Origin of the sequence: Aureliella helgolandensis, assembly GCF_007752135.1 — a bacterium.
GTDB classification, from domain to species: Bacteria; Planctomycetota; Planctomycetia; order Pirellulales; family Pirellulaceae; genus Aureliella; species Aureliella helgolandensis.
On the sequence record NZ_CP036298.1, the window covers coordinates 1532735 to 1553275 of the forward strand.

21 protein-coding genes are annotated in these 20541 nt (G+C 59.7%); 4 read left to right on the forward strand and 17 right to left on the reverse strand.

Annotated features, from left to right (window positions below; translation table 11 throughout):
* Positions 1–214 precede the first annotated feature (214 nt).
* From Q31a_RS05505 to Q31a_RS05520, 4 genes are all read left to right on the forward strand, one after another.
* Positions 215–1285, forward strand: a complete 1071-nt coding sequence (locus Q31a_RS05505) for a DUF4062 domain-containing protein (protein ID WP_145075178.1) — start codon at positions 215–217, stop codon at positions 1283–1285.
* A 134-nt stretch (positions 1286–1419) separates the two neighbouring features.
* Positions 1420–2148: a toll/interleukin-1 receptor domain-containing protein gene (locus Q31a_RS05510; RefSeq protein ID WP_145075181.1), complete on the forward strand. Its 729-nt coding sequence runs from the start codon at positions 1420–1422 to the stop codon at positions 2146–2148.
* 322 nt (positions 2149–2470) lie between these two features.
* Positions 2471–3007 (forward strand): hypothetical protein, encoded by a 537-nt coding sequence (locus Q31a_RS05515; protein ID WP_145075184.1) that lies wholly within the window; start codon positions 2471–2473, stop codon positions 3005–3007.
* A 178-nt stretch (positions 3008–3185) separates the two neighbouring features.
* The gene (locus Q31a_RS05520) at positions 3186–3551 is read left to right on the forward strand and encodes a hypothetical protein (protein WP_145075187.1); all 366 of its coding nucleotides are present in this window, start codon (positions 3186–3188) and stop codon (positions 3549–3551) included.
* Here the strand turns inward: Q31a_RS05520 and Q31a_RS05525 are convergent.
* The 17 genes from Q31a_RS05525 to Q31a_RS05605 all read right to left on the reverse strand — a co-directional run bounded on the left by Q31a_RS05525 (position 3548) and on the right by Q31a_RS05605 (position 20533).
* Complete coding sequence (locus tag Q31a_RS05525) at positions 3548–4261, reverse strand: hypothetical protein (protein WP_197356248.1); 714 nt, start codon at positions 4259–4261, stop codon at positions 3548–3550. The two genes, Q31a_RS05520 and Q31a_RS05525, sit on opposite strands and share 4 nt — an antisense overlap.
* Complete coding sequence (locus Q31a_RS05530) at positions 4213–4578, reverse strand: hypothetical protein (protein ID WP_145075193.1); 366 nt, start codon at positions 4576–4578, stop codon at positions 4213–4215. The genes Q31a_RS05525 and Q31a_RS05530 overlap by 49 nt, the downstream gene beginning before the upstream one ends.
* A 61-nt stretch (positions 4579–4639) precedes the next feature.
* A complete protein-coding gene (locus tag Q31a_RS05535) occupies positions 4640–6724 on the reverse strand; it encodes a hypothetical protein (protein WP_145075196.1) in 2085 nt (694 codons plus the stop codon).
* 76 nt (positions 6725–6800) lie between these two features.
* Positions 6801–7175 carry a hypothetical protein gene (locus Q31a_RS05540; protein ID WP_145075199.1) on the reverse strand — a complete coding sequence of 125 codons (375 nt, stop codon included), beginning with the start codon at positions 7173–7175 and terminating at the stop codon, positions 6801–6803.
* Positions 7176–7209: 34 nt separating this feature from the next.
* Positions 7210–7617, reverse strand: coding sequence for a hypothetical protein (locus tag Q31a_RS05545; RefSeq protein WP_145075202.1), 408 nt, complete (start codon positions 7615–7617; stop codon positions 7210–7212).
* Positions 7614–10031, reverse strand: a complete 2418-nt coding sequence (locus tag Q31a_RS05550) for a BNR-4 repeat-containing protein (RefSeq protein WP_145075205.1) — start codon at positions 10029–10031, stop codon at positions 7614–7616. Before Q31a_RS05550 ends, Q31a_RS05545 begins: the two co-directional genes overlap by 4 nt.
* Positions 10032–10034: 3 nt before the next feature.
* Positions 10035–10886, reverse strand: coding sequence for a glycine-rich domain-containing protein (locus Q31a_RS05555; RefSeq protein WP_145075208.1), 852 nt, complete (start codon positions 10884–10886; stop codon positions 10035–10037).
* Position 10887: 1 nt separating this feature from the next.
* Positions 10888–11229 (reverse strand): hypothetical protein, encoded by a 342-nt coding sequence (locus tag Q31a_RS05560; RefSeq protein WP_145075211.1) that lies wholly within the window; start codon positions 11227–11229, stop codon positions 10888–10890.
* Positions 11230–11270: 41 nt separating this feature from the next.
* Positions 11271–12806, reverse strand: coding sequence for a phage portal protein (locus tag Q31a_RS05565; RefSeq protein ID WP_145075214.1), 1536 nt, complete (start codon positions 12804–12806; stop codon positions 11271–11273).
* 33 nt (positions 12807–12839) lie between these two features.
* Positions 12840–13130 carry a hypothetical protein gene (locus Q31a_RS05570; protein ID WP_145075217.1) on the reverse strand — a complete coding sequence of 97 codons (291 nt, stop codon included), beginning with the start codon at positions 13128–13130 and terminating at the stop codon, positions 12840–12842.
* Positions 13131–13256: 126 nt separating this feature from the next.
* Entirely contained in the window at positions 13257–15521 is a 2265-nt protein-coding gene (locus Q31a_RS05575; protein ID WP_145075220.1) for a phage terminase large subunit family protein, read from the reverse strand.
* Entirely contained in the window at positions 15521–16021 is a 501-nt protein-coding gene (locus tag Q31a_RS05580; RefSeq protein ID WP_145075223.1) for a hypothetical protein, read from the reverse strand. Before Q31a_RS05580 ends, Q31a_RS05575 begins: the two co-directional genes overlap by 1 nt.
* Before the next feature lie 2 nt (positions 16022–16023).
* Complete coding sequence (locus Q31a_RS05585) at positions 16024–16578, reverse strand: hypothetical protein (protein ID WP_145075226.1); 555 nt, start codon at positions 16576–16578, stop codon at positions 16024–16026.
* A gap of 6 nt (positions 16579–16584) precedes the next feature.
* A complete protein-coding gene (locus tag Q31a_RS05590) occupies positions 16585–16941 on the reverse strand; it encodes a hypothetical protein (RefSeq protein ID WP_145075229.1) in 357 nt (118 codons plus the stop codon).
* A 79-nt stretch (positions 16942–17020) separates the two neighbouring features.
* Complete coding sequence (locus tag Q31a_RS05595; protein WP_145075232.1) at positions 17021–17374, reverse strand: DUF2190 family protein; 354 nt, start codon at positions 17372–17374, stop codon at positions 17021–17023.
* A 62-nt stretch (positions 17375–17436) separates the two neighbouring features.
* Entirely contained in the window at positions 17437–17967 is a 531-nt protein-coding gene (locus Q31a_RS05600; RefSeq protein ID WP_145075235.1) for a hypothetical protein, read from the reverse strand.
* A gap of 127 nt (positions 17968–18094) precedes the next feature.
* Positions 18095–20533: a phage major capsid protein gene (locus Q31a_RS05605; RefSeq protein WP_145075238.1), complete on the reverse strand. Its 2439-nt coding sequence runs from the start codon at positions 20531–20533 to the stop codon at positions 18095–18097.
* Positions 20534–20541 lie beyond the last annotated feature (8 nt).

The window sequence follows — 20541 nt, forward strand, 5'->3', positions numbered from 1 at the left end:
TCGCGAGACTTCCATAGATCTACTTCCCCACTAAACGTGCCCGCCGCGCCAAAATAGACTAGGCTGATACGAATCCGCATGACGACCAGCCTGGGTTCGAAAATCCGACGAACAAAGCGATGAAACGAAGTCGCCGAGCCGGTCCGACTTTACATACATTATCAACCACGGCGACTCGATTATCGCCAACGTTCGCCCTTAAGAGATAGCTTTGATGAAAAAGCGATACCAAGTCTTCATATCGTCAACATACGAGGACTTGCGTCTTGAACGGCAGGCTGCCGTCGAAGCTATTTTGAAAGCTGGGCATATTCCTGCTGGTATGGAGCTTTTCACGGCGGGCGATGAATCGCAGATGAAGGTTATTCGTAGATGGATCGACGAATCTGACATCTTCATGTTGATTCTCGGTGCTCGGTACGGGTCGATCGAGCCCACCTCAGGCAAGAGCTATGTTGAACTTGAACTTGACTATGCAATCGAAACAAACACGCCGTTTTTTGCAGTGATCATGACTGACGAAGGGCGTGAAGCGAAGGTCAAGGAACATGGCACTTCTGTGCTTGAGGGAAAAAATGAAGAGGCATATCGCGTCTTTCGAGATCGCGTGAAGACCTACCTGTCAGCTTTCTTTTCAACTGCGTCCGAGGTGAAACTCGCGGTATTCGAAACGCTTCCACAAATAGTTGACGGGCGAGACCTCAATGGCTGGGTCTCGGCGGCGGACATTCAAACACCGTCCGATGTTGCGTCAGAACTGGCACGCGTCGCCCACGAAAACAGCAAGCTCCGCGCCGAACTTGAAGAATTTCGCGAGCGGGCGAACTCTCAATCCGGGAGCAATCCACAATTCGAGGAACTATTCGCAACCCTCAAGAACACAAAGGCGACGATACCAGCAAAGCTCACTGGTTCCCCGAACGATGTGGAACTAAACCTTTTGGAACTTGCCTTGCATTTTGGCGAATATCTCGCGAGAAGCGTCACCAATGCCTATGGTACAGACGCAATTGAATCGTTCGTGTTCTACCGAATTGCATCGCCTCTTGCGGCATTTGGTCTCGTTGAACATGGAAAGTCTCCGATTAACGCAAAGTGGCAGCGCTTGAAGCTGTCAAAAGAGGGAACTCGCTTCATGGCCAAGGCTAAGATACGCGTCGAACAGAATCGATCACAGCCCGCATCAAAACCTGCTCCAACGCCACCGTCGAAAGAACCTGATGCCAAGCCTAAGTCTTCCGCAAAGAAGAAAAAGGCGGCCAAGCGTACGCCGAAGAAGCAATAGACGGGCGAACAAATCGGTGAACCCGAGCGGCGGATCGGGGGTTTTCCAGAGTCAAAGGTTCTTGGCCGCCGCCGGGTTACCTTTGTCGTTATTCCGTTAAATGAAACAGTTAATGCAAATGGACGGTGTGAGAAATGGCTAGATGTACAGCACCGGTAAACGGCCATCGCTCTGCTGCGGCTGCAGAGAAGTGCCCCGCATGTAGTGGTCGCACTCGCGGATACAGTTCCTACTCTCCTCCTGCTTACTCCCGTCCTGCCCTCTCATCGCCCGGTGGCGGTGGCCGCAGCGGCGGCGGGGCTGCTACCAGCAGCAAGCCGCGCTGGTCGCGAGCCAGTTCTTCCGTCACGTACACATCTGCACAAGTACGGGCGCTTACGCCGGTCCGGGAAAGCGTCGAAAGGCGAGCATCCCTACCTGATCTTCGTGACGTCTTTCTCTGCCACGCATGGGACGACCGGAAAGATGCTGCCAAGGTCCTGCACGCTCAACTCGAAGTTTTTGGTGTTTCGGTTTGGTTCAGTGAAAATGACGTTGTTCTTGGTTCCCCGTTGCTCCGCGAAATTGACAAAGGACTCGCGAGATCGCGTGTCGGCATTGTATTGGTGACTCCTGCGTTCTTGCGACGTATTAAGGGGGCGGGCATTGCCGAGAAAGAGCTTTCGGCACTCCTAGCGCGTGACCTACTGGTTCCGATCGTGCACGACACGACGTACGAAGCTCTTCGCGATGTCAGCCCGCTACTTGGCTCTCGAAGTGGAATGGACACTTCTGAAGAGACGATGGCGGATATCGCAGCCAAAATCGCTGAGTTGGTTGCCCTCGACGATAATTCCGAAACGGAAGCTCAAGTTCGGTGCTAGCCACAGAGTGAACTTGAGTTCTATTGTCTCGTTCACTTTGCGTTTCCATGCAAGCTTGACGGAACCACTTCAACTCAATCGTCCAATCATCATGAGTACCCTAAATGGCGACTGAATGCGTTTACTGCCGCTCAAGCGCACATAAGCTGTCACGAGAGCACATTTGGCCTGCATGCATTTTCAAACGTGTGCCACTCAATCAGAACATATAACGCCCTGACGTTAAAAAGCTTGTCCGCTAGCCGCGTTCATTGGTTTTACCGCGCGAGGCCGTGCCTTACCCAATAGTTTGTTGTTATCTACTTGTGCGAGGAGGGATCGAATGCCGTTGGACCAGTCAGAATTGCTGAAGGATGAACTGGACCAACGCCACCAGTATGCGCGTCATGCGTTCGACCGGTTTTTGCAATGGGCTGTGTTGCTGTGCACTTTGAATGGAGTGGTGGCAGGCTGGTTGGCGGGACGCATTGCGTTCCATCTTGATCTCTTTGCCGATATTGCGTTCATCGTCATTAACTCTCATGCAATTTTGATAAGTTCTCGAATGCTTAAGAGTATTAATGAGCAGAGGATTCGCATCGAGGTCGTAACGCAGCACTTGCAAGAGTCGGTCCCCGAATCTAATTGCCCATTACAATCGCCGTTCAATGCTGAGTGGCAGTCCTTTATTGTGAAGCAGTTTCGACTCGCGTTCTCCTTTCTTGTCATCTGCTGGATTTGTAGCATCGGAGAAGCCATCGTGGTTGCACGGCATGCGGAAAAACCGAGCAACGTAGATGCGATTGGTGGTGAGCTTGACGAATTGTCCTCAGTCCATGCGCGTATTGAGACGCCACGGAAATTTTTAGACAGCGAATAACAACGTCTGCTGGTCTACCGCGTTCTGAAAATGTGACGTTTGATTTGGGAAGGTCCTGGACAGGCTGTTGGCTACTCGCAAGTTTAATCACGATTTACTCTACCAATGTGCAATGTGCTGCGGCATGCTACTGGTTGGCTGTGGCATGGAACCATTGAGCAACAAGGAGCATACAACCATGCCGAGCGTCGAACTAATTGAATCCAAACTCGCACCGTTTAAGAATGCTGCTCACGGCAAGATGGGCCAAGAAGTGTTGACGACTTGGAAGAACACGGGAGACACACCGATTCGGATGGTCGCCGCAGAGATCAAGCCGGTGAATGCAGATGGTAGTCCTCGCCAGTCTTTCCACTACACCCTGTACGCGGAATTCGACGATTCGCCCGCCTACCCAAGCGGCCCCGCGTCGCTCCTGCCCGACACCCCGTGGCGTAGCTTGGTCCCCTGGGCCGACCACGGGGTTGCCCTGCGGCGCTGTTGGGCGGGGATGCTTTCACGGCCCGGGGGGCCATGCTACCGGGCCATGCTACTGCCTTGCTAGGACGCGGTGAACAATTGCTCGAGCCATGCGCTTTTCGAGGCTACGGCACCGGCTGTTACGAACATGGTTCCGTCGCCATTAACGACGTAATCAATGTCACCAACGCGGTGCCGGGCGACGCAGGGGATGTAGGGCGGCGCTCCAAAGGTCCCCACGCTGTGATAGAGCTGGGTCGCAGATGGGCCAACGGTAATTGTCGAGTGGACACCACCGCTCAAACTGGCGGTCGAGCTCGTGAGGTCGTTCGAGACCGTTCTCGCATAAACGGAGCGGTTGATCACGTCACTGTCGATTTGAATGTCGACCCCCTTTGTCGTGCACAGGGCGTTGATCCAAGCGTTGGATAGCGGGTTGCCGCGCGGCGGTGGATCGGGAGGAGCCCGGTAGTAGTCACCGGCCAACAGCAATCGTCCGGTCCAGGAGGTGAGCTGCCCCAACCATGGCGGATCCTCGGCGGTCCACACGGCCAAAATCAGTTTGTAATTGCTGAGACTGCCGGAGTATTCGTCGGCCGACGCCAAATCGGAGGCAATGCCTAGCCCGTCATAAACGTCCTGGCAAGCTTCCAACGAGGTCAACGAGGGGGATTCGCGGCCCACGTCCCATAGCAACACGCGCGGCTCGCAATTGCACTTTCCTGGATTGAGGCAGCCGAGTCCCATTAGCAACCCTCCACGTCGGCAAATCGCATCGACCCGATCCACTTCCACTGGATCACTTCATCGCCGCCAATCGCCGAATCGACCGAGTTGTAGACGGTGTACGTCCCCTCTTCGATCTCCCCGTCTGTGGCGGCAATGTTTTCGCACGTGGCCGAGCCCCACACAAACGGATCGCCTTCGGAGCCAGCACCGGTTCTGGCGGGAATGCCACCCTCGGGCGTCATGGCCAGGCCACCACCATTATTGCCTCTGCGAATCCACGATCGCGGCGTGTGGTCCGACGCACGCAGCTCGGCCAACTGCGACTCCGCCTCCCGGAGTCGCATGTCTAATTGTTCGAGCTGGCGACGATCACTGCTAGACATGTTTTTACTCGGACAAACTGCTTTGTATTGGGCTGGGATAGTTGCCCTGTTGGGGTGCTCTTTAGCGCAGGGCGCCGACGCGGCGGAGCATGCCGATCGGGTCCTGCTCCCCGCGGTACACTTCAAACGACTGTACGGTGGCCGGGGCGGGCGTCCCGATGGTCACGTTGGCTCGGATGTGGATGCCAACCACCGGGGCCACAATCGCCTGGCCGGCGGCGGTGGTGATCAAATCCCCCACGGCAATGGTCGAGATCTTCCGTCGCGATCGCCAGGCCACCGTCTTACGCGTCAGCACACGCCCCAGGGCGATCAACTTGGCCAACGTCTCGAGCTGGTCGGAGTCGTCGACCAACGTCCCCCCATCGCTCTTGAGCAGCTCCCCCGAGACGTCCAGCCCCGTGACCGTGTCGGCCTGGATCCGGACAAAGCGATAACTCTCGCCGGCATCGACCAGCAATCGCCGCACAACATCTCCGGAACTGCTGGACGGGTACACCCGCTCGCAATACCGATCCTCGGACAGCGCGACGGTGACAAAGGCGGTTTCGTAATCGAACATCGCCTCAATGTTCGACACGTCGACCGCATCCTCGGTCAATCCATCGAATTGATTGGCCGCCAAGATATGTTGCGGGCCCCCTTCGACGTTGATCGCGATCCGGGGGCTGCCACGCTGCGATTTGGTCGATCCGGTAATGGCGTAATCGAACGTGGTCAACGGCCCCATGTCAAAGGAGACCGGGGCCAGGTCGTGGGTCGCGACGTATTCCTCGGTTAATTCCGAGACGGTCGGATTGTGGAAAAACACCAGCATCGGCCGCCCGATCGCTTTCGACAGAAATGCCTCGTCGACCGTGCCATCCCACTCGGCATCGGGGTGGATCGGCAACCGTGGCTCGGCGGTCACGGTGCGAGGGGTGGCGTTGGATGGGAAAATCAATTCGTCGTCGATCTTGTAATCCCAATCGTCGGCAAACTTGAATGTGCGATAGACATCATGCAGGCTCGAGCCACTCCGCACCCGAGCATTGGCGGCGATCTTCTCCCCTTCGTCCCATCCCGAATACGATCCATCGCCCGCCGATCCGGTCTCATACGTGACCTCGGTCGCCGGGGACCAGGCGGGAGCCAGCTCGGTGCCGACGTACAAGGTGCAAATCGTTTGCCGCCGCGCTCCCCGCACGATCACCTGGTCATATCCGCCGCCCACATCCGACAACTCCGCCTCGGTCAATGCGTCGGGGGCGAACACGACCGTGTGTTGATTGGGATTGGCGTCGATGGTGTTGGCGGTCACGGTCAGATCGGTGGCCAGGTGGGTAAAGCACCGCAGGTAGGCGGTCGTGCCATCGCTGCCGAAGGTGAACCCGAGTTGATAGCGTGGGTTGACCAGTTCATTGAGAATATCCCACACGGTGCGGCCGAGCATTCCGATGGTGGGGGAATCCCAATCGGGCAATTGATCGATCTGGTCGACGGCCCAGGGGATTACCGCCACGCCGAATGCGTCGGTCGGGAGGTGGTAGGTCATTAGGTACCGCACAATCTCGCGGGTCGACCACACGGCCCCCACCTCGCCGGGTGCCGCAAAGGCGTAGATCGGTGCCGGAGGCGGATCCTCCTCCTCGTCGATCGCCACCACCGGCTCTTGGCTGCGGAGGCCATCGTCGGCGTTGAAGGTCAGGGGGTAATCGGTATAGGTGGCAATCCCCAGATCGTCGTCGGCCGGATCGACCCGTCGCCAGCATGCGTTGAAAATCGGGGTTTTGGCGAGGGAGTGTTCCAATCCGTAGCACACGATTTGCTGCGATCCAAAGGCCTCGGTGGGCCATTGGCTGGCGTCGGCAAATCCGACCCACCGCAGAATGCTCGCATCGTCGCACACCCAATCGACGCGAATGAAATGCCCACGACCGACCCAGGGGGTAAACGTGGTCGGCGTGCTGTCCCCGGGCACGATCACGGCGCCAATGTCCCACCGCAGAATCGCTGTGTTAAAGTCGGGGGCGGCATGCCACGCACACTCTAGGCATTTTAGATTGGGGACCGCGACCCATTCATCCCCCCAGGCCGCTTTGGCATACACGGCATGCGTTCCCTCGGTCACCACCCGCGATCCAGATGAGTAGTCAATCTCCGCCATTTTTTACCTCGGGCAAACTAGTGGTTGTGGATGCGAATGTGGCGGAACTTGTGGTGGCTCTTGCTGTCCGCAGGGACTAGGACAGCCGCACGATGGCCCACCGGCTGGTGATCCTGGCGGCGGGGGAGTGGGTGTAGGGGGTGCCGTCGGGGTGCACTCCCGTGGCGGCGATGATGTTGGCGATCTCCAGCACGTCGACATCGGCCACCAGGACATTGCCATACGACACGCCGCCGTAGGTCAGGGCCAGCACGGTGCCGATCGCGGCTCGGTACGTGTCGGCGTAGGTGTGGGCCCCGGTCGACGATCGAAAGGCGATTGCCTCGAACTGCGTCGCGTGCGATTGGTTCGGCAAGATCTTGGCCGCGGCGATCGCTTGACCAGGCCGGAAAATCAAATCGACCTGCGACTTGACCACCGCCGGAGCGGGCCCCCGCCAAATGTCGAACATGTGTGTTCCGAGAATCCCCGACATGATGTTTTTCCTAGGTTGCCAACCGGCTGGCGGAGTAGATCAATGGCACCTCGCCCTTGTAAACCGTAATCTGCTCACCGGGCCCATGCAGCTCGACCGACCATGGGTAACACGCCGGCTTGCACTGGGCTGTATCCGCCTCGGTGAGCGCGAACGACAATCGCCACATCGCGACCTCGCCTGCCGTCACCTCGGAAATCGTCCCCGACACGCGCCACTGCCCCTTGTACGTTTTGCTGCCACCGAAGTAGCACGACGCGACGTCCAACGCAAACGCCGGCACCGGCACGTCCCAGGTGAACGTGCGCGTCGACGTGGCCAGGTAATCGTCGGCAATTACAATTGGCGTGTCGATCGCACCCTCCTGAACCACCACGGACTCGGGCCCGGCTCCGCCAAACACATCTTGGAATGTCATTCGGGGATGTCCTCGATTCTTAGGTCAAAGAATGCGTCCTTCTCATCTCTCCAGCGTCCGCCAAACGCCTCTCGCAATGCCGCTTTGGTAGTTGATTCCCTAGCCGCCGTCTGCGTTGCATCTGCGTTGATTGCCGCCACGATGTCTGCAATCAGTGGATCGTTGTCGTATTGTTCAACGCCAATCGTGGCAAACGTTTCTGGGGAGGTGAACGCTGCGCTGAGAGTGTCGGTGTAGGCTTTGGGCAACGTCCTCTCGAAGATCCCCACCATGCTGAGAGTTCCGGCTAAGGGGTAGGTCGTACCGCTTGCTTTCTCTTGGCCAATTGCATGGTAGGGGGCCACTCCGGACGACATGCTGGCGGCCGAGCCGGCTGCCGTTTTCTGCACGGTGCCAACACGTACTTTGAGCCGCTGTGCGGCATCGAATCGATCGAATTCTCCGTACAGCAGAACCGGCTCGTTTTGAGGCACCGCCACATCCGAGGTGATCGACACGGCCCCAGAGCTCAGCAACGCATAGAATTGGAACAATCCCGTTGCGGTAGTGATTCGCGTGATAATGCCCCCCTCACCACCGCCTGTGTTGTTCGAGAGGATTGATTGTTGCAGGGGGGAACTCGTGTGCGGTTTCCAATTGACCACTGCCAACATGGACACGCGAAACGACGCTTCAACTGCCGGGCTGATGAGCATTTTGGAGCTGATGTCGGTACCGACTGGTCCGAACTTGATTCCGCCAAACTCCGCATTCATGTCCTCCTGCGTATTGAGGACCGTCAGCGCCTTGCCACCGCCCGGCGCGAAGTTCACGCGGTTGAAACGATTGTCGGCCAGCTGTAGCGATCCCACGAATAAATTGAGCGCCCCCATGCCCGCTGCGACTTCCTGGGGCGATTGCAACCGGTCTTCGTTTTCGTCGGTGTAGTAGATTCGAATCACTCGATCGGTCACCCCATCCAGATTGAGCCGTACTAAGATTGCGTTTGCTGGTCTCGCCGGATGTTGCAGCATGGAGAGGCTAAAATCCTCGTATCCCTCATAGCGACCACATCCCATCCAAAACAGGTAGGGCTCGACACCAGCGACTCGGCCGTGTGCGAAGTTGGGGCGGAAGTTGTGGGTCAAACTGCCGGAGGTGATCTCCTGCAGCTTTGCCCAGCTCGAGCCGGTTCGCTTCCAAATTTCGATCTCTCGAATGCCTGCCACTTCCCGTGCGACTGCGATTTGGCTGGCGTCGAGCGGGTCGAATACGGCAACCCCGGGATAGGAGACCGAGGGCGAATAATGCGAAACAATTGGCCCTCCCTCGTCCATCACTTTGACACTAGACCATGTGCCGGTGTCCGCGTCGTAGGTGGCGTGATACAGATCGTGGTTCCGTTCATCATGGCCCGGGTAGACGTAATAGAGAGCATGCACGACTCCCTCGGCATCTTGCGTGATGTCGCCAACCCAACGCGAATCGCTGCCAACATCGGTGGCAATAATGCTCGACGCTCCGTAGGCCGTGTGCACGAGCGGCAGCGCGAGAGCGGTCCCGTCCATCTGTTTCCAACCGCCACCCGAATACTGCAACGCGTAGATCGGTCGGTTGCCGGTCAAATCGAGCGCAACACCAGCGGAGTCATTCGCAATAAACGAATTGACGTTGTTTTCTTTCTTGGTGCAGACAATGAGAAATCTGTCGATCCCGTTCGTCCAGAACCTGGGATAACACTGGAACGTTCCATGGTCGATGAAATCCACCTGTGCCGACCAGGTCTCGCCGTCGTCGTCGGAGGTGACGTAATACCATTTGTCGGCACCATCGTGGCGACCGAAGAGGTAGATCTTGTCTTCTCCACTCAGTCGCCACAGTTGTGAGTAGGAGAGAACTCCCTGGGTGGTTGGCTCGATCGAGTACTCGCTGCCCCACGCGCTGCCGTCATGCGGGTTGGTCGAGACGCGAAATTTGACGGTGTCACCATTGTTGTGTTCGCAATACGCAACTAGGTAACGGCCATCGGATCGAATACAGATTGAGGGGTTGTTGTGGTCGTCCCCCTCCAAATCTGTCGTGGATAGGAGGATATCCTGTTGCGTTCCAGTGGCGTGATCGAACACCGACACGTGCCTTGCACCTTGCTGGTTTACCCATCCGGTGAGAGTCTTGTTTCCCACCGGATCGTAGATCGCTACGGGCTGGGTAAACCACGTCCATCCACCGTTGGCTCCACACACGTGCTTATTCGGCAATAGGCACGCTGGGACCGGGGTAACGCCGTCTTCCTCGGTTACATAAACATTGCGGCCAGTCGGAAATACATTCGCTTGAATCTGTGCATCGTTGTGCAACGCAATCGGAAAGAATCCCGAGCATTTGCCAGCTTGCTTCGATGCTGCAATGGTGATCGTCTTGTATCGTCTGGGCATGGTTTATTCCAGGTATCTAATAATTACAATTCCACTACCACCCCCGGCACCGCTGGCGAACGAAGCAGCTCCACCGCCCCCGCCGCCGGTATTGGGTACACCCACGGTCCTCGTGATCGTTCCACCGCCTTGCCCGCCACCCCCTGCACCACCAGCGCCTCCAGGGTTTCCGGTCTGTGCAGCTCCCCCGCCGCCGCCGGCATAGTAGGTGGGTGTCCCGGTGATCGACGACTGCAGACCTGCACCCCCGGCGGATCCCGCCGCCCCATCCGCTCCGGCCGCTCCGGCACCACCTCCGCCGCCGGCGACGTTGGGAGTTGTGATCTGCCCAGCACCGCCGGCATTGCCCTGGGCTCCCGTCCCCTCACCACGGGTGCCGATCGGAGGTGCACCCCATGTCCCACCGCCACCGCTACCACCATCGTTCCCGGCACCGTTATTGCCGCCGACACTCGTGCCGTATTGACCACCTCCGCCGCCACCCACGGCGATCGCAATGCCAGCGATTACCGAGTTGCCACCATTGCCTGGGGGAACCCCTGTGTTCCCGGCATTGCCACCCGCGCCGACGGTAATGGCGAGAGAGCCGGTTTCTACGGTGGCCGTTCCAGCCAATAGCCCGCCAGCTCCGCCACCACCTGCACCTACGCCCGACTGGCGTCCGCCACCGCCACCTCCGCCACCGACCACTAAGAACTCGATGTTTCCACCGGCAGACACTTCGAACGATCCGCTCGTTGTGAACGTGTGGATCTTGTAGCCGCCGAACGTGGTGATGGTCCCGCCGGTAGCAGATACTTTGCTACCACTGGTTTTAGGCTTCAGGTCGCTCGGTGTTTTCGTCGCGAAAAACATCTTAAGATTTCCAGAGCAATACGAGGTTGCTGTCGGCGTCGACGGCGGAGTTGACTCGCATCAATACTCGGCCAGCGGCTCCGCACTCGACCAAGTCGTCGACGGTCAATGGATTGGCTCCAGCGACAAGCGTTTTGGGGGTGCTGAGCAGCTCCGTTGGTTCGAATCTGCCCGCGTGCTTTCTCGGCACGGCCACGATTTGCAACTCTTTGCCAATCAGATCGGATTCCTCTGGCACCAGAATCGTGCCAAACGCCCCCAGGTGAACGTCCTGCGTATTGCTGTCGGTTTGCGTATCGGCGAATCGAAACACTAGCTCAAAACTGTGGCGTAATCCGTGCATCGTAAACCTCGGTATGGGGTGGCTGGTTTGTCTGGTGGTTCCTAGGCCGCGGTATCACTCGACTGGTTGCTCGTTGGGCTGCCGGTCTTGGTGGTGGCTTCGGAGACGCTGGGCAGGCCGGCTGCGGCGAGCATGCGGGCGTCGCGCTCGCGCAGGCGGATCATGTCGCGGGCTCGCTTGCCGTGCCGCTGCGAGCAGCTGGTGGTGTAGGGGAGCGATCCGATTCGCATATACGTCTCTTCCGCGTCGGCCGATTTCTTCTCGTCGATCTCCGGTGGGTTGGGCCAAACCCAGCCCATGGAAAAACGTCGTGGAGCGGGCCGCAGTTTTCCGGCCAGGATCGATTCGCTGATCGCCAGTAGGGCCAGGCGTCGTAGGATCGGGTTGTACAGGGTCGACCGGACGTGTTTGGCCGATTCGAATAGCAATTGATAATCGAACCGGGCGGAGCTGTAGTTGTGATCGCGAGCGTCCAGGCGGGTGATCATCGACGGCACCCCCTTGGCCCGACCGAGGTCCCCCATCCGCTCTTGGCGGTGGTCTTTGTATTGGGCGGTGGGGTGGCTGGCGGTGACTTGCTCGAGGTGCCATCCGGGAGCCATGAAGTTGATGCGGCGGCGACGGAATTCGATGGAGGTGGGGACGTTGTCGGCGTATTCGCTGTCGGGGTGGTTGGTGCTGGCGACGATGCAGGTGTCGGCAGCGGCCCGCGCCGCGTCCAGGACTTGCAGATCGTAATCCCGCAGATCGGCCGAGATGGGCAGACCCGATTGCAACCACGGAATGCCGCGAGCCTGGCCCCGCTGGGCCTGCACGACGTCATAGCCGTGGATAATGCCCGAGGCGCCATACCAATGGCCACCGCCGGTGATGTGGTTGTAGTCGTCGGAGATCCAGTACTCGACCGGTCGCTTGTATTTGTTGCGTTTCACGCCGCAGACAATGTTCGGATTGGAGCTCTCGCCGTACGGGGTCCCCAGGCGTTGGACTTCGACGCCGTGCAATCGCATTTGCACGTCGGTGACTCCGGCGAATTGCCGCTCCTCATTGACGATCTGCTCGAGGAATTCCCCCTCCCGCCAGCAGGCAATGTTCCAATTCTTGATCAGCCCGGCCAGAGACATTTGCCCCGAGGCGTCGGCATGCTCAAACCACTCGTCGAACACTTGCTCGGCCTCGGCACACCACGCGTCCTCCGCGTCATTCTCGCCCCACAAATCGAGCAGCGGCCCGTTCTCGCCGGCAACGGCCAGAGTGTGGGACAACATCAGACCCTCGGTGGTCGGGTTGTTAATCGCCTCGTGATTGGAACGCGTCCGCATCGTCGGCAATTGCTCGTCGAGGATGTCGTTGACGGGGGCCTCGGTGGCGTATTGCCAGTGGGCCGAGTTGAGGCGATCTAGCTCGGTTGATTCAAAATGGGCCCGAGAGTGATAGACGTTATCGTGAGCAGAAAAGCGGAATTTATCGGTGGCATCTGATTGGGCAGCCAGGGGGCTACCGGCGGAGGCTGACGGCGCGGTGCTGGGGAGAGCCACGCCGGGCATGCAGTCGATCGTGTAGCTGTCGTGGGACATCTGTGAGTTTCCGCGTTCGGTGCTGGCATGCTGCTAGTGACGGCGATAGGTGACATCGGCGGGCCGAATAATCGATCCGCGTCCGCTGGCGGAGGCCTCGTTCCCGGCTTGCTGGTTGACTCGCTGCTGGAGCCATTGCATGAGATTGCGAATCCCGTCGCGGGACCAGGTGAGCGATTCCCCCTCGAATTCCGAGTCGGGCATGGTGCAGATCCGCATCCAGGCCGATTCAATCCGCGCGAGTGCGACTCGGTAGTCGCCCGCCTCTTGGGCGGCGACCGCTTCGTCGATCGCGGTGTTGATGGCTGTAATTGCTTCGCACATGCGGTCGATTGTGGTGCGACATTGCCCCGCGTCCCGCGCGGCGGGCCAGTAGCATGGGCCCCCCGGCCCGTGGGAATACGGGAGTAAGGGAAATAGCGGGGAGACACGGGCCGGGGGCCCAAGCCACTACTCGCGGTCGTACCAGGATTTTTGGGTTTTGGCGGACGATGGTCCTGGCTTCTCGAGATCGTTGGATTCGGCCGGGGTGGTTTGGTCGGCGAATGGGGGCAGGTAGAGCTGCTTGCTGGCGATGTGCTTGGCACGCTCGGTGGCTCGCCAGGCCATGGCAAAGCAGTCGAGCAGGTGGTTTGCCCCGTGACGTACCCAGGCCCGTTTCTTGCCGCGGAATCCGGTGTCTTTGGTCTCCAGGCGTTCGTTGGTCACGTGCTGGGCAAAACGCTCGTGGATTTTGCTGGTGCCGGAGTAGAGTGTCACGCTGCCGGGTGTCTGCACGTCGGCTCCCCCGGGCTCGACACCAAAGGCACGCAGAGTGAGTGCCTGCTGTACTTGCCATTTGGTGGTGGAGGAGTCCCAAATGGTGGCGATGGTTTTGGCGCGGCGAATGCGGTTTGCATACCACAGCCCGGCGGGGTCGATGTCGCAGACTTCGTTGCCTGTTTTGCGGGGTACCGTGTATCGGGCATTGGTCAGCTTGTCGGCTCCGCGTCCGTAGGCTCCGACCCAGGGTTGGTATTTTTTCTTAGCGGAGGGCAGCGCGAGCTCGGTGGAAATGGCTCGCACAAATCCGAGCACGGTGTCGGTCTCGAAATTGCAGTCGAACCACTCTTGATCGGGCTGGCGGCGATCGCTGGTGCCATCGACCACAAACCCGGCTTGGCACAGCCCGTGCACTTCCGACAACGCTTCGATCAGAGCGCGATCGAGTTTCATGCGTTCGCTGGGGACGTCGATGTCGCCATAGGCGGGAATGTGCCGGTAGATCTTGCCGTCCGCATCGACGCGAGTGGCCAGCAGCAGGTACCAGAGTTTTCGCTCGCCGATGTCGCAGCCGAGTGTCAACCACCGCGTGTCGGCGGGCAGGATCAGGTGGGGGAGTTCGACCCGTCGCGATCCGATCGCTTTCTTGTCCAGGACCAGGTCCTCGGCATACATCGGGGCGACGTAGGGGACACAGTGCACGAACTGGCACAATTCGCGATCGGCGGAAAACCGCTCCGGAGAATCCTCCGGGATCTGCGACGCTCGCCATTCATCTTTGCCGATAGATTCGGCGGATAGGAAGAGGTTGTGAAAGGCACTCGCGCGAAAGAACAACCGGGAGGTATCGGGTGGCTCGCCCGTGATGCGTCCCTGTGTGTCGATCTCCTGCCCACGGTGCACGAGCTGCGCCTCGAGGACCGACGACTTGCGTTGCTCCTCTTCGATCTTCTCGCCGCAAACGGGGCAGCACCAATACGCTTGGTCGCCCGCTTCGTTCTCCGACTGGGCACCGTCCCAACCGAGCAGGTCGTCGCGCTCCGGTGTGATCCAGTACTCGCAATGCGGACATGGGGTGCAGATCCGCGAATCGGTGGAAATGCGTTTCAGGGCCCACGGCAACTCTTCCTCGACCGAGACGGTCCCTTCGACGTAGGTCCGCCGCTCGCTGTCCTCGTACGATCGCTGCCGGGCTCGCAGCTGCCGGAGCGGGTCGGCCTCTTCGCTAGAGGTGCCGGAGGAGGAGAATCTCGCCGCCTCGGTTACGCCCAGCACCCGGGCGGTAAACCCAGCCTTTCCCGCGTCGTCCGCTCCGGCGGCCATCAGCTTGATTTCGACGCCGTTTCGCAGCGTGATCCGATCGCGAACTTTGCCCCCGGCCGATCCCGATCCGCTGGAGGGGAGCAAGCGGCGGAGCTCCGGTGAGGCTTGCATGACCGGTTTGACGTCGACGTCCCATTTGTCGGCGGCCATGTCGGCAAACGGTACGCCCAGGACGTAGTTCTCGGCGATCTCGCAGGTGTGATACAGAAGTGGCCCGACAAAAGCGATCAGGGTTTTGCCGAATTGGCTGGGGGCGGTAAAGTCGAATTCGGTGTATTGGCCGGAGTCGATGGCGTCGATCCACAGCCCGACGACCGGTTGCCGATCGACACGGAATCGCAGGCCCCGGTATTTGCCGTCGGGAATGATCAAGCAACGTTCGAGCCACTCGCGGTAGCTCCGCGGCGGTCGAGCTTGACCGGCTCTGAGGGCTCGGGAGAGTTCCATGCGGAGTGAGACGATCGGATCGTCCAAGCGGTGAATGTGGGGCCGCGGTGTGTCGCCTCCCTGGCGTTTGGCGAGTCCCGCCTTTTGCGATCCGCTCTTGGCTTGCTTGGCTCCGGAGTTTGGTGCCTTGGGGATAACCTTGGGACGCGATTGCTTGCGGGGACGTTTGGCGGTCGGTGGCACTACGACTTATCGCCTTCGGCCAGGAATCGATCGAGCTGCAGGTCGTAGTACTCGCCGAGCTCCCGGGCCTCTCTGGGAGTGATAAAACGGAATTCGTCCGACATACGAATATTCGACTTGGGGTGCCGGAAATTGAACGTGTTCGCCCCACGGTACGCCGCCTTGCCTCCCTTGCTGGTCTCGGAGATCGATACCGCTCGCACGGCTCGGCGCGTCTTTCCGGAGAATTCGAGCGGACGGGTGTGCCCCTTGAGGAGTAGTTTGCGGCCGGTGTAGCTCCGGCGAAAGGCCTTGCTGTCGCGTGGCAACAATTCCCCCTTGCGGCGAACATATCCAGCCTCGCGGGCGTGTTCCTCGGTAAACCGTTTGTCGCGGTACTCGGTGTGGAATCGCAGCGCGACCGCGTGCCAGGCCTTGCGGCTGGCGGCCGTGTAGGCCGTTTTCATGCGACGGGGTGTCGCCCCCCGCTCTCGGACTTGGACTGCGATCGGGAATGCCATGACTAACTATCCTGCCCCCATGCGATCCGCATCTCGGCAACCACTGCGTCACCGATCTCGACGGCCGATTTGGTGTCGGTGCGGACGTAGCCGGTGAATTGGATTTCGGTGAGCGGTAGGTAGCCTGCCAGGCCGGACAACTCGAACAACCCCGGCTCGGCCGCATCGCCGGTACGCACGATCCGGCCGAGCTTTCGCATGATGTCCTCGGCCAGCAGCGTTGGATCGTTGGCCAGGCCCGCGAGGACCGGCAATTCGATCTGCACGACAATCGCACCGCTGTGGATCGGGCAGCAATTCCCGGCGGATTCGCTACGCAGTCGCAGTCCTCCGGCTTGATCGGCCCATACGAGGGCGAACGGCCGCAGCGCCTCGAGTTCGCTGCGTGAGTGGTCTGGGCCGGGATCTGGGGGAGGTAGCCCGTCGAAGTGGATGTGCGCTTCGGCGGTCACTTCGTCCCACGGTGTGTCGGCACTCACCAGGCGTTGCCACTGGTGACAATCGCGCAGCATGCGGCGGGCGGCCCGGACGCTGCGCAGTAGTGGTCCGTCGCTCATGGGTGCCTATCCTTTGCCACGGTAACTGGGGCGATTGATCTCGTTGGTTTGAATACGCTGCAGCATGACATGCAAACCACTGGCTTCTCGCTCGAGCACTCGGTCGATCGACCACTGCATGCCGTCGGCCGTGATGACCGCGTCGTGCCGAATGTCGGTGAGCGTCACGAACCGGCACTCCCGCAGCGTGACGCGATTGATCCGCCCTTGATCGTCGGTGCGGCTCTCGGTCTTGGACTTTTTTAGCACTGCGTCGGCGGTGCGGCTCACGTCGCCCGGTTCGTGGTAAGTAACCTGCGCGGCAAAGTAGTGTGCGTGCGACGCCCTGACAGAACTTGCCATGCCTCGAAATCGACTCGCCATGATCTCCCCCAAACCGATCTACCAAAAAAAAGCACGTGACCGGTGGGCACGTGCTCAGGGCTCAAGCCAGTCGCGTCGTTTAGACAAACTGAGCGGCGGTATTGATCAGAATCTTGACCATGCCTGCGGTTTTGGCGGTGCACGACGCGCCCAGCGGTTTGTTGGTACTGGCCGTCGTAAACGCCAGTTTATTGCCGGCGTCGCGGTAGAGCTTGGCACCGGCCGCCCAGGTCGCAGCCGAACCGGCGGTCCATTCGACGATGGCTCCAGCCGTTGTCGGATCGGGCGAAATCACATCGCCGATCGCGCATCCCTCGAGGCCGTCGTACAGGGCGAGCGATCCGTCGGGACGAACAACGATGTCGCCCGGTTCGTAAGCGGCGGTGGCTGCGAATGGGTAGCGACCGTCGGGATAGATGATTTTGGCTTCCATTGGAATCACAGCCTTTTTCACAGGGGGGGAGCGGGAGTGGATTGTTGCGGGCTGACGGCCCGCTATGTGATCAGGCCGGCGGCCTGCAATTGTGCAATGATCTTTTTGTTGGTTTCGCGCCCCACGCCGTCTAGTAGCTCAAACGACTTGTGCGTGGTGTAGTGCTCGGCCGCATCGGCCAGCGTGACAATTCCCACTTTGGCCAATCCTCGGCGCGTCGGTTCCGGGTAGTGGTCGAACACAGTGGGCTCGTCGGAGTCGTCCCCGGAATTGTCCCCGGAGTTATCTGGTTCGGCTTCGGCAACTGGCTCGCTAGCCGCGGCTTCTGGTTCGGGATTGGGGGCGATGGGGTCGGTCGCATCGGCCCCCGGCCCGTGTGTGGGAGCAAGTTCGATTGTTTCCAACTCTTCACCTTCCTCATCTTCGGCATCGATTTCGAGCAGCTCCGCATGATTGAATTGCAGCAACTGCAACACCTTGCGGATCGGCAGATCGCATTGCAGTTCGAGCGTGACCAAATCGTCCTCCGGTGTCAGCGTTTGCCCGGCAATTAGAATTGGCCGTTTCGTGTGGAGTGCGTATCGTTTGACCATGGTCGAAATTCCTGCAGTGGATCAGTAAAGCAGCGGAGCGCTAAAGTGGTTCAGTGGTGCGGGAGGCTGGCGAACCATACCTCCCGCACCTTCGCGGGGTTGTGCGAGTTTTAGCCGGTGACGAGTTTTAGCCGGTGACATTCACACGCACGGTGCCAACACGGCGTTGGAACGCGGCACCGACATCCAGGAAGATGTCCCAGTAGAGGCCCCATTCCCCTTCGGTCAGGATGCCACGTCGAGTGATCGGGCCGCGGTTCGTGCCCCGCCGAAACGCCAGCTTGACCGAACGTTTGTCACCGGTGGCGAATGCGTAGAGCGAATCGGGCGTTCCGGCAATTGCGGCCTCGTCATTGGCTGGGTCGTCAACTCCCAAGTCGATCGCAGTATCCTCGACAACACGGTAGGCATTGCGGTGAGGGTTGACGGCATGGTTGATCGTTTCCGATCCGATCTGGATTTTGGCGGCTGGGCTCTGCGTCAGTCCGGCTGCGATCACGCCACCCGCAACTTGGATTCGCCGCTTGCCAATTTTCTTGGCTCCGAGGGCAACGCCCATGGCCGTCACACCATCGGTGTCGAATGCAGCAACGTCGATGTCGTTTCCGTCGGTCGAGTTGTAGCGAGCTTTGCCATCGGACAAATTGTCGGTGCGGAGAATTTCCGCCCAGACGATATCGGCGACCATTTGCTTGGCGGTCTTGCCGAGCTCTTCGGGCATGTGGCCGGCAATGCCAAAGCTATCGTTGATCATCGCCAGGTCGGTCAGCTTGAGCACTCCGGCGTAGCGTTCGGCGGCAACGCTCTGCAGCGTTGGATCGTCGACGTTCAACGTGGCTGCCTTGCCGGGGTTCTTCTTGCTCTGCTTGACCATGCGGCCGACGCCAGTCATGTCGGCGTCTTTGTGGTCGCGGTGATCCATCACGTCGACGATATCCACAAACTGCTCGTACGCGCTGTAGGCCAGGGCGTAGCTGTTGAGCAGTTGCATGTGCACGACCGAGCCGTAAAGGGCGGTGAATCCACCGGAGGCGAACGCCCGTTCGATCAACTGCGTTTCGTCGTAGACCCGTTCGCCCGTTTCCTGCTCAATCACCAATTCGGCGAGCCGCATTAGAGTCAGGTTTCGCAGGCCACGTTGACCAGCGATGTCGAACGCTTGCTCCAGGGCGTCGCGTCGCTGGCCGGTGGCGGGTTGATTGCAGATCCAATCGGATTGGAACTCTCTGCGGCCGCCCACCGACCGAGCCAGATCGCTGGTCAGGAACGGAGAATCGGGGCGAATGCCAGCTCGCTCGAGCAGAGCCGCATGCAGGACTCGCAAATTGAGCTGCTCGGATCCACGCACATGGCCCGCTGGGGGAACTCCGGTTTGGCGTCCGGTGCGGATTGCTTCCAGGAATCGCCCTTGAGCCGCCTCGACGGTGATTCCCTCGTTTTCAGCCGCACGGACGACCGTTTCGGAAACCTCGGGATGCTGGGCGGCCAATTCGCGGATCGCGGTAATGCGAGCTCGCTCGGCGGCGATCGCTTCGTTGGACGCCGTTCGGAGGTGCGTTTGCAGTTGCTCGGCGGTGAGTGAGTCGCTGCGCTGGCCACCGTCGGTGGGAGCTGGATTGGTCGAATCGGTGCCAGTTGCTCCAGCTCCGGTTCCTCCGCTTCCCTCACCACTGCGTGTTCCAGTGGTGGCAGAGCCCTTGACCTTGGCGGATGATACCTCGAACGCCACGCCATCGGACTTGCAATAGTTGGCCAGTTCGTTCAGCTGTGCGGAGGTTAGCACGCCACCGCGAGCCCACTCGAGAGCGGCGTCGGTATCGGTGACAGTGGACGCCAGGCCCAACCCGTGCAGAAATCGTAGGAATTGTTTCATGGTATCCTCTGCCGTTTCGAAAGTACGTCCAGCGGTCGCTGGTGGGGTAGCTGATTGCTCAGCGAAAAATTCTAAAGTCGTCGCATCTGCCGTCCCTTGCGACTTGAGCTTGGCTCGTGCATCGGCTGGGATCACTACGACCGAAACCTCTCGCAATCGCCATCGGAAAACGATCCGCAGAGAGCGATCCTTGGGGGCGGTGTACGATTTGCCTTTGACGGTCTGCGTTTCCCCGGCGGGAATCGTCACGTAGTCCTTGGCCGTGTAGTCGTAGCCGATCGAGACCCGCCGCAAGTGCCCTTGTTTGACGCGTCGCCAGATCGATTCGGCCGTATCGTCGAGCTCGGTACCGAACTCGAGCCAGCCGTCGAGGCGATCATTGGCCACCACTGGCTCGATCACCGATCCGAGGATCGAGGTTACCGAGTATTGGTTGTGGTCGCGCAGCAGTGGCGTTTGCTCCTCGTACTCAGCACCATCCATGCGGAGGATTTCGAGCACGATTTCGCCACGCCGCCAATCGTAGACCGCCACGGGATCTTCCGTGGTGAGCACCGATTGGATGCGTCGATTCTCTTCGTCGAGCGTTTTGGGCGTGAGGACCGCCGCGCGCGTGATTACCGGAACTGGTTCGCTACGTGTGGAGCGGACCAGGTCACGGAATTGATCGGCGAGTTGGGAGTGTGTGGCCATTCGAGCAG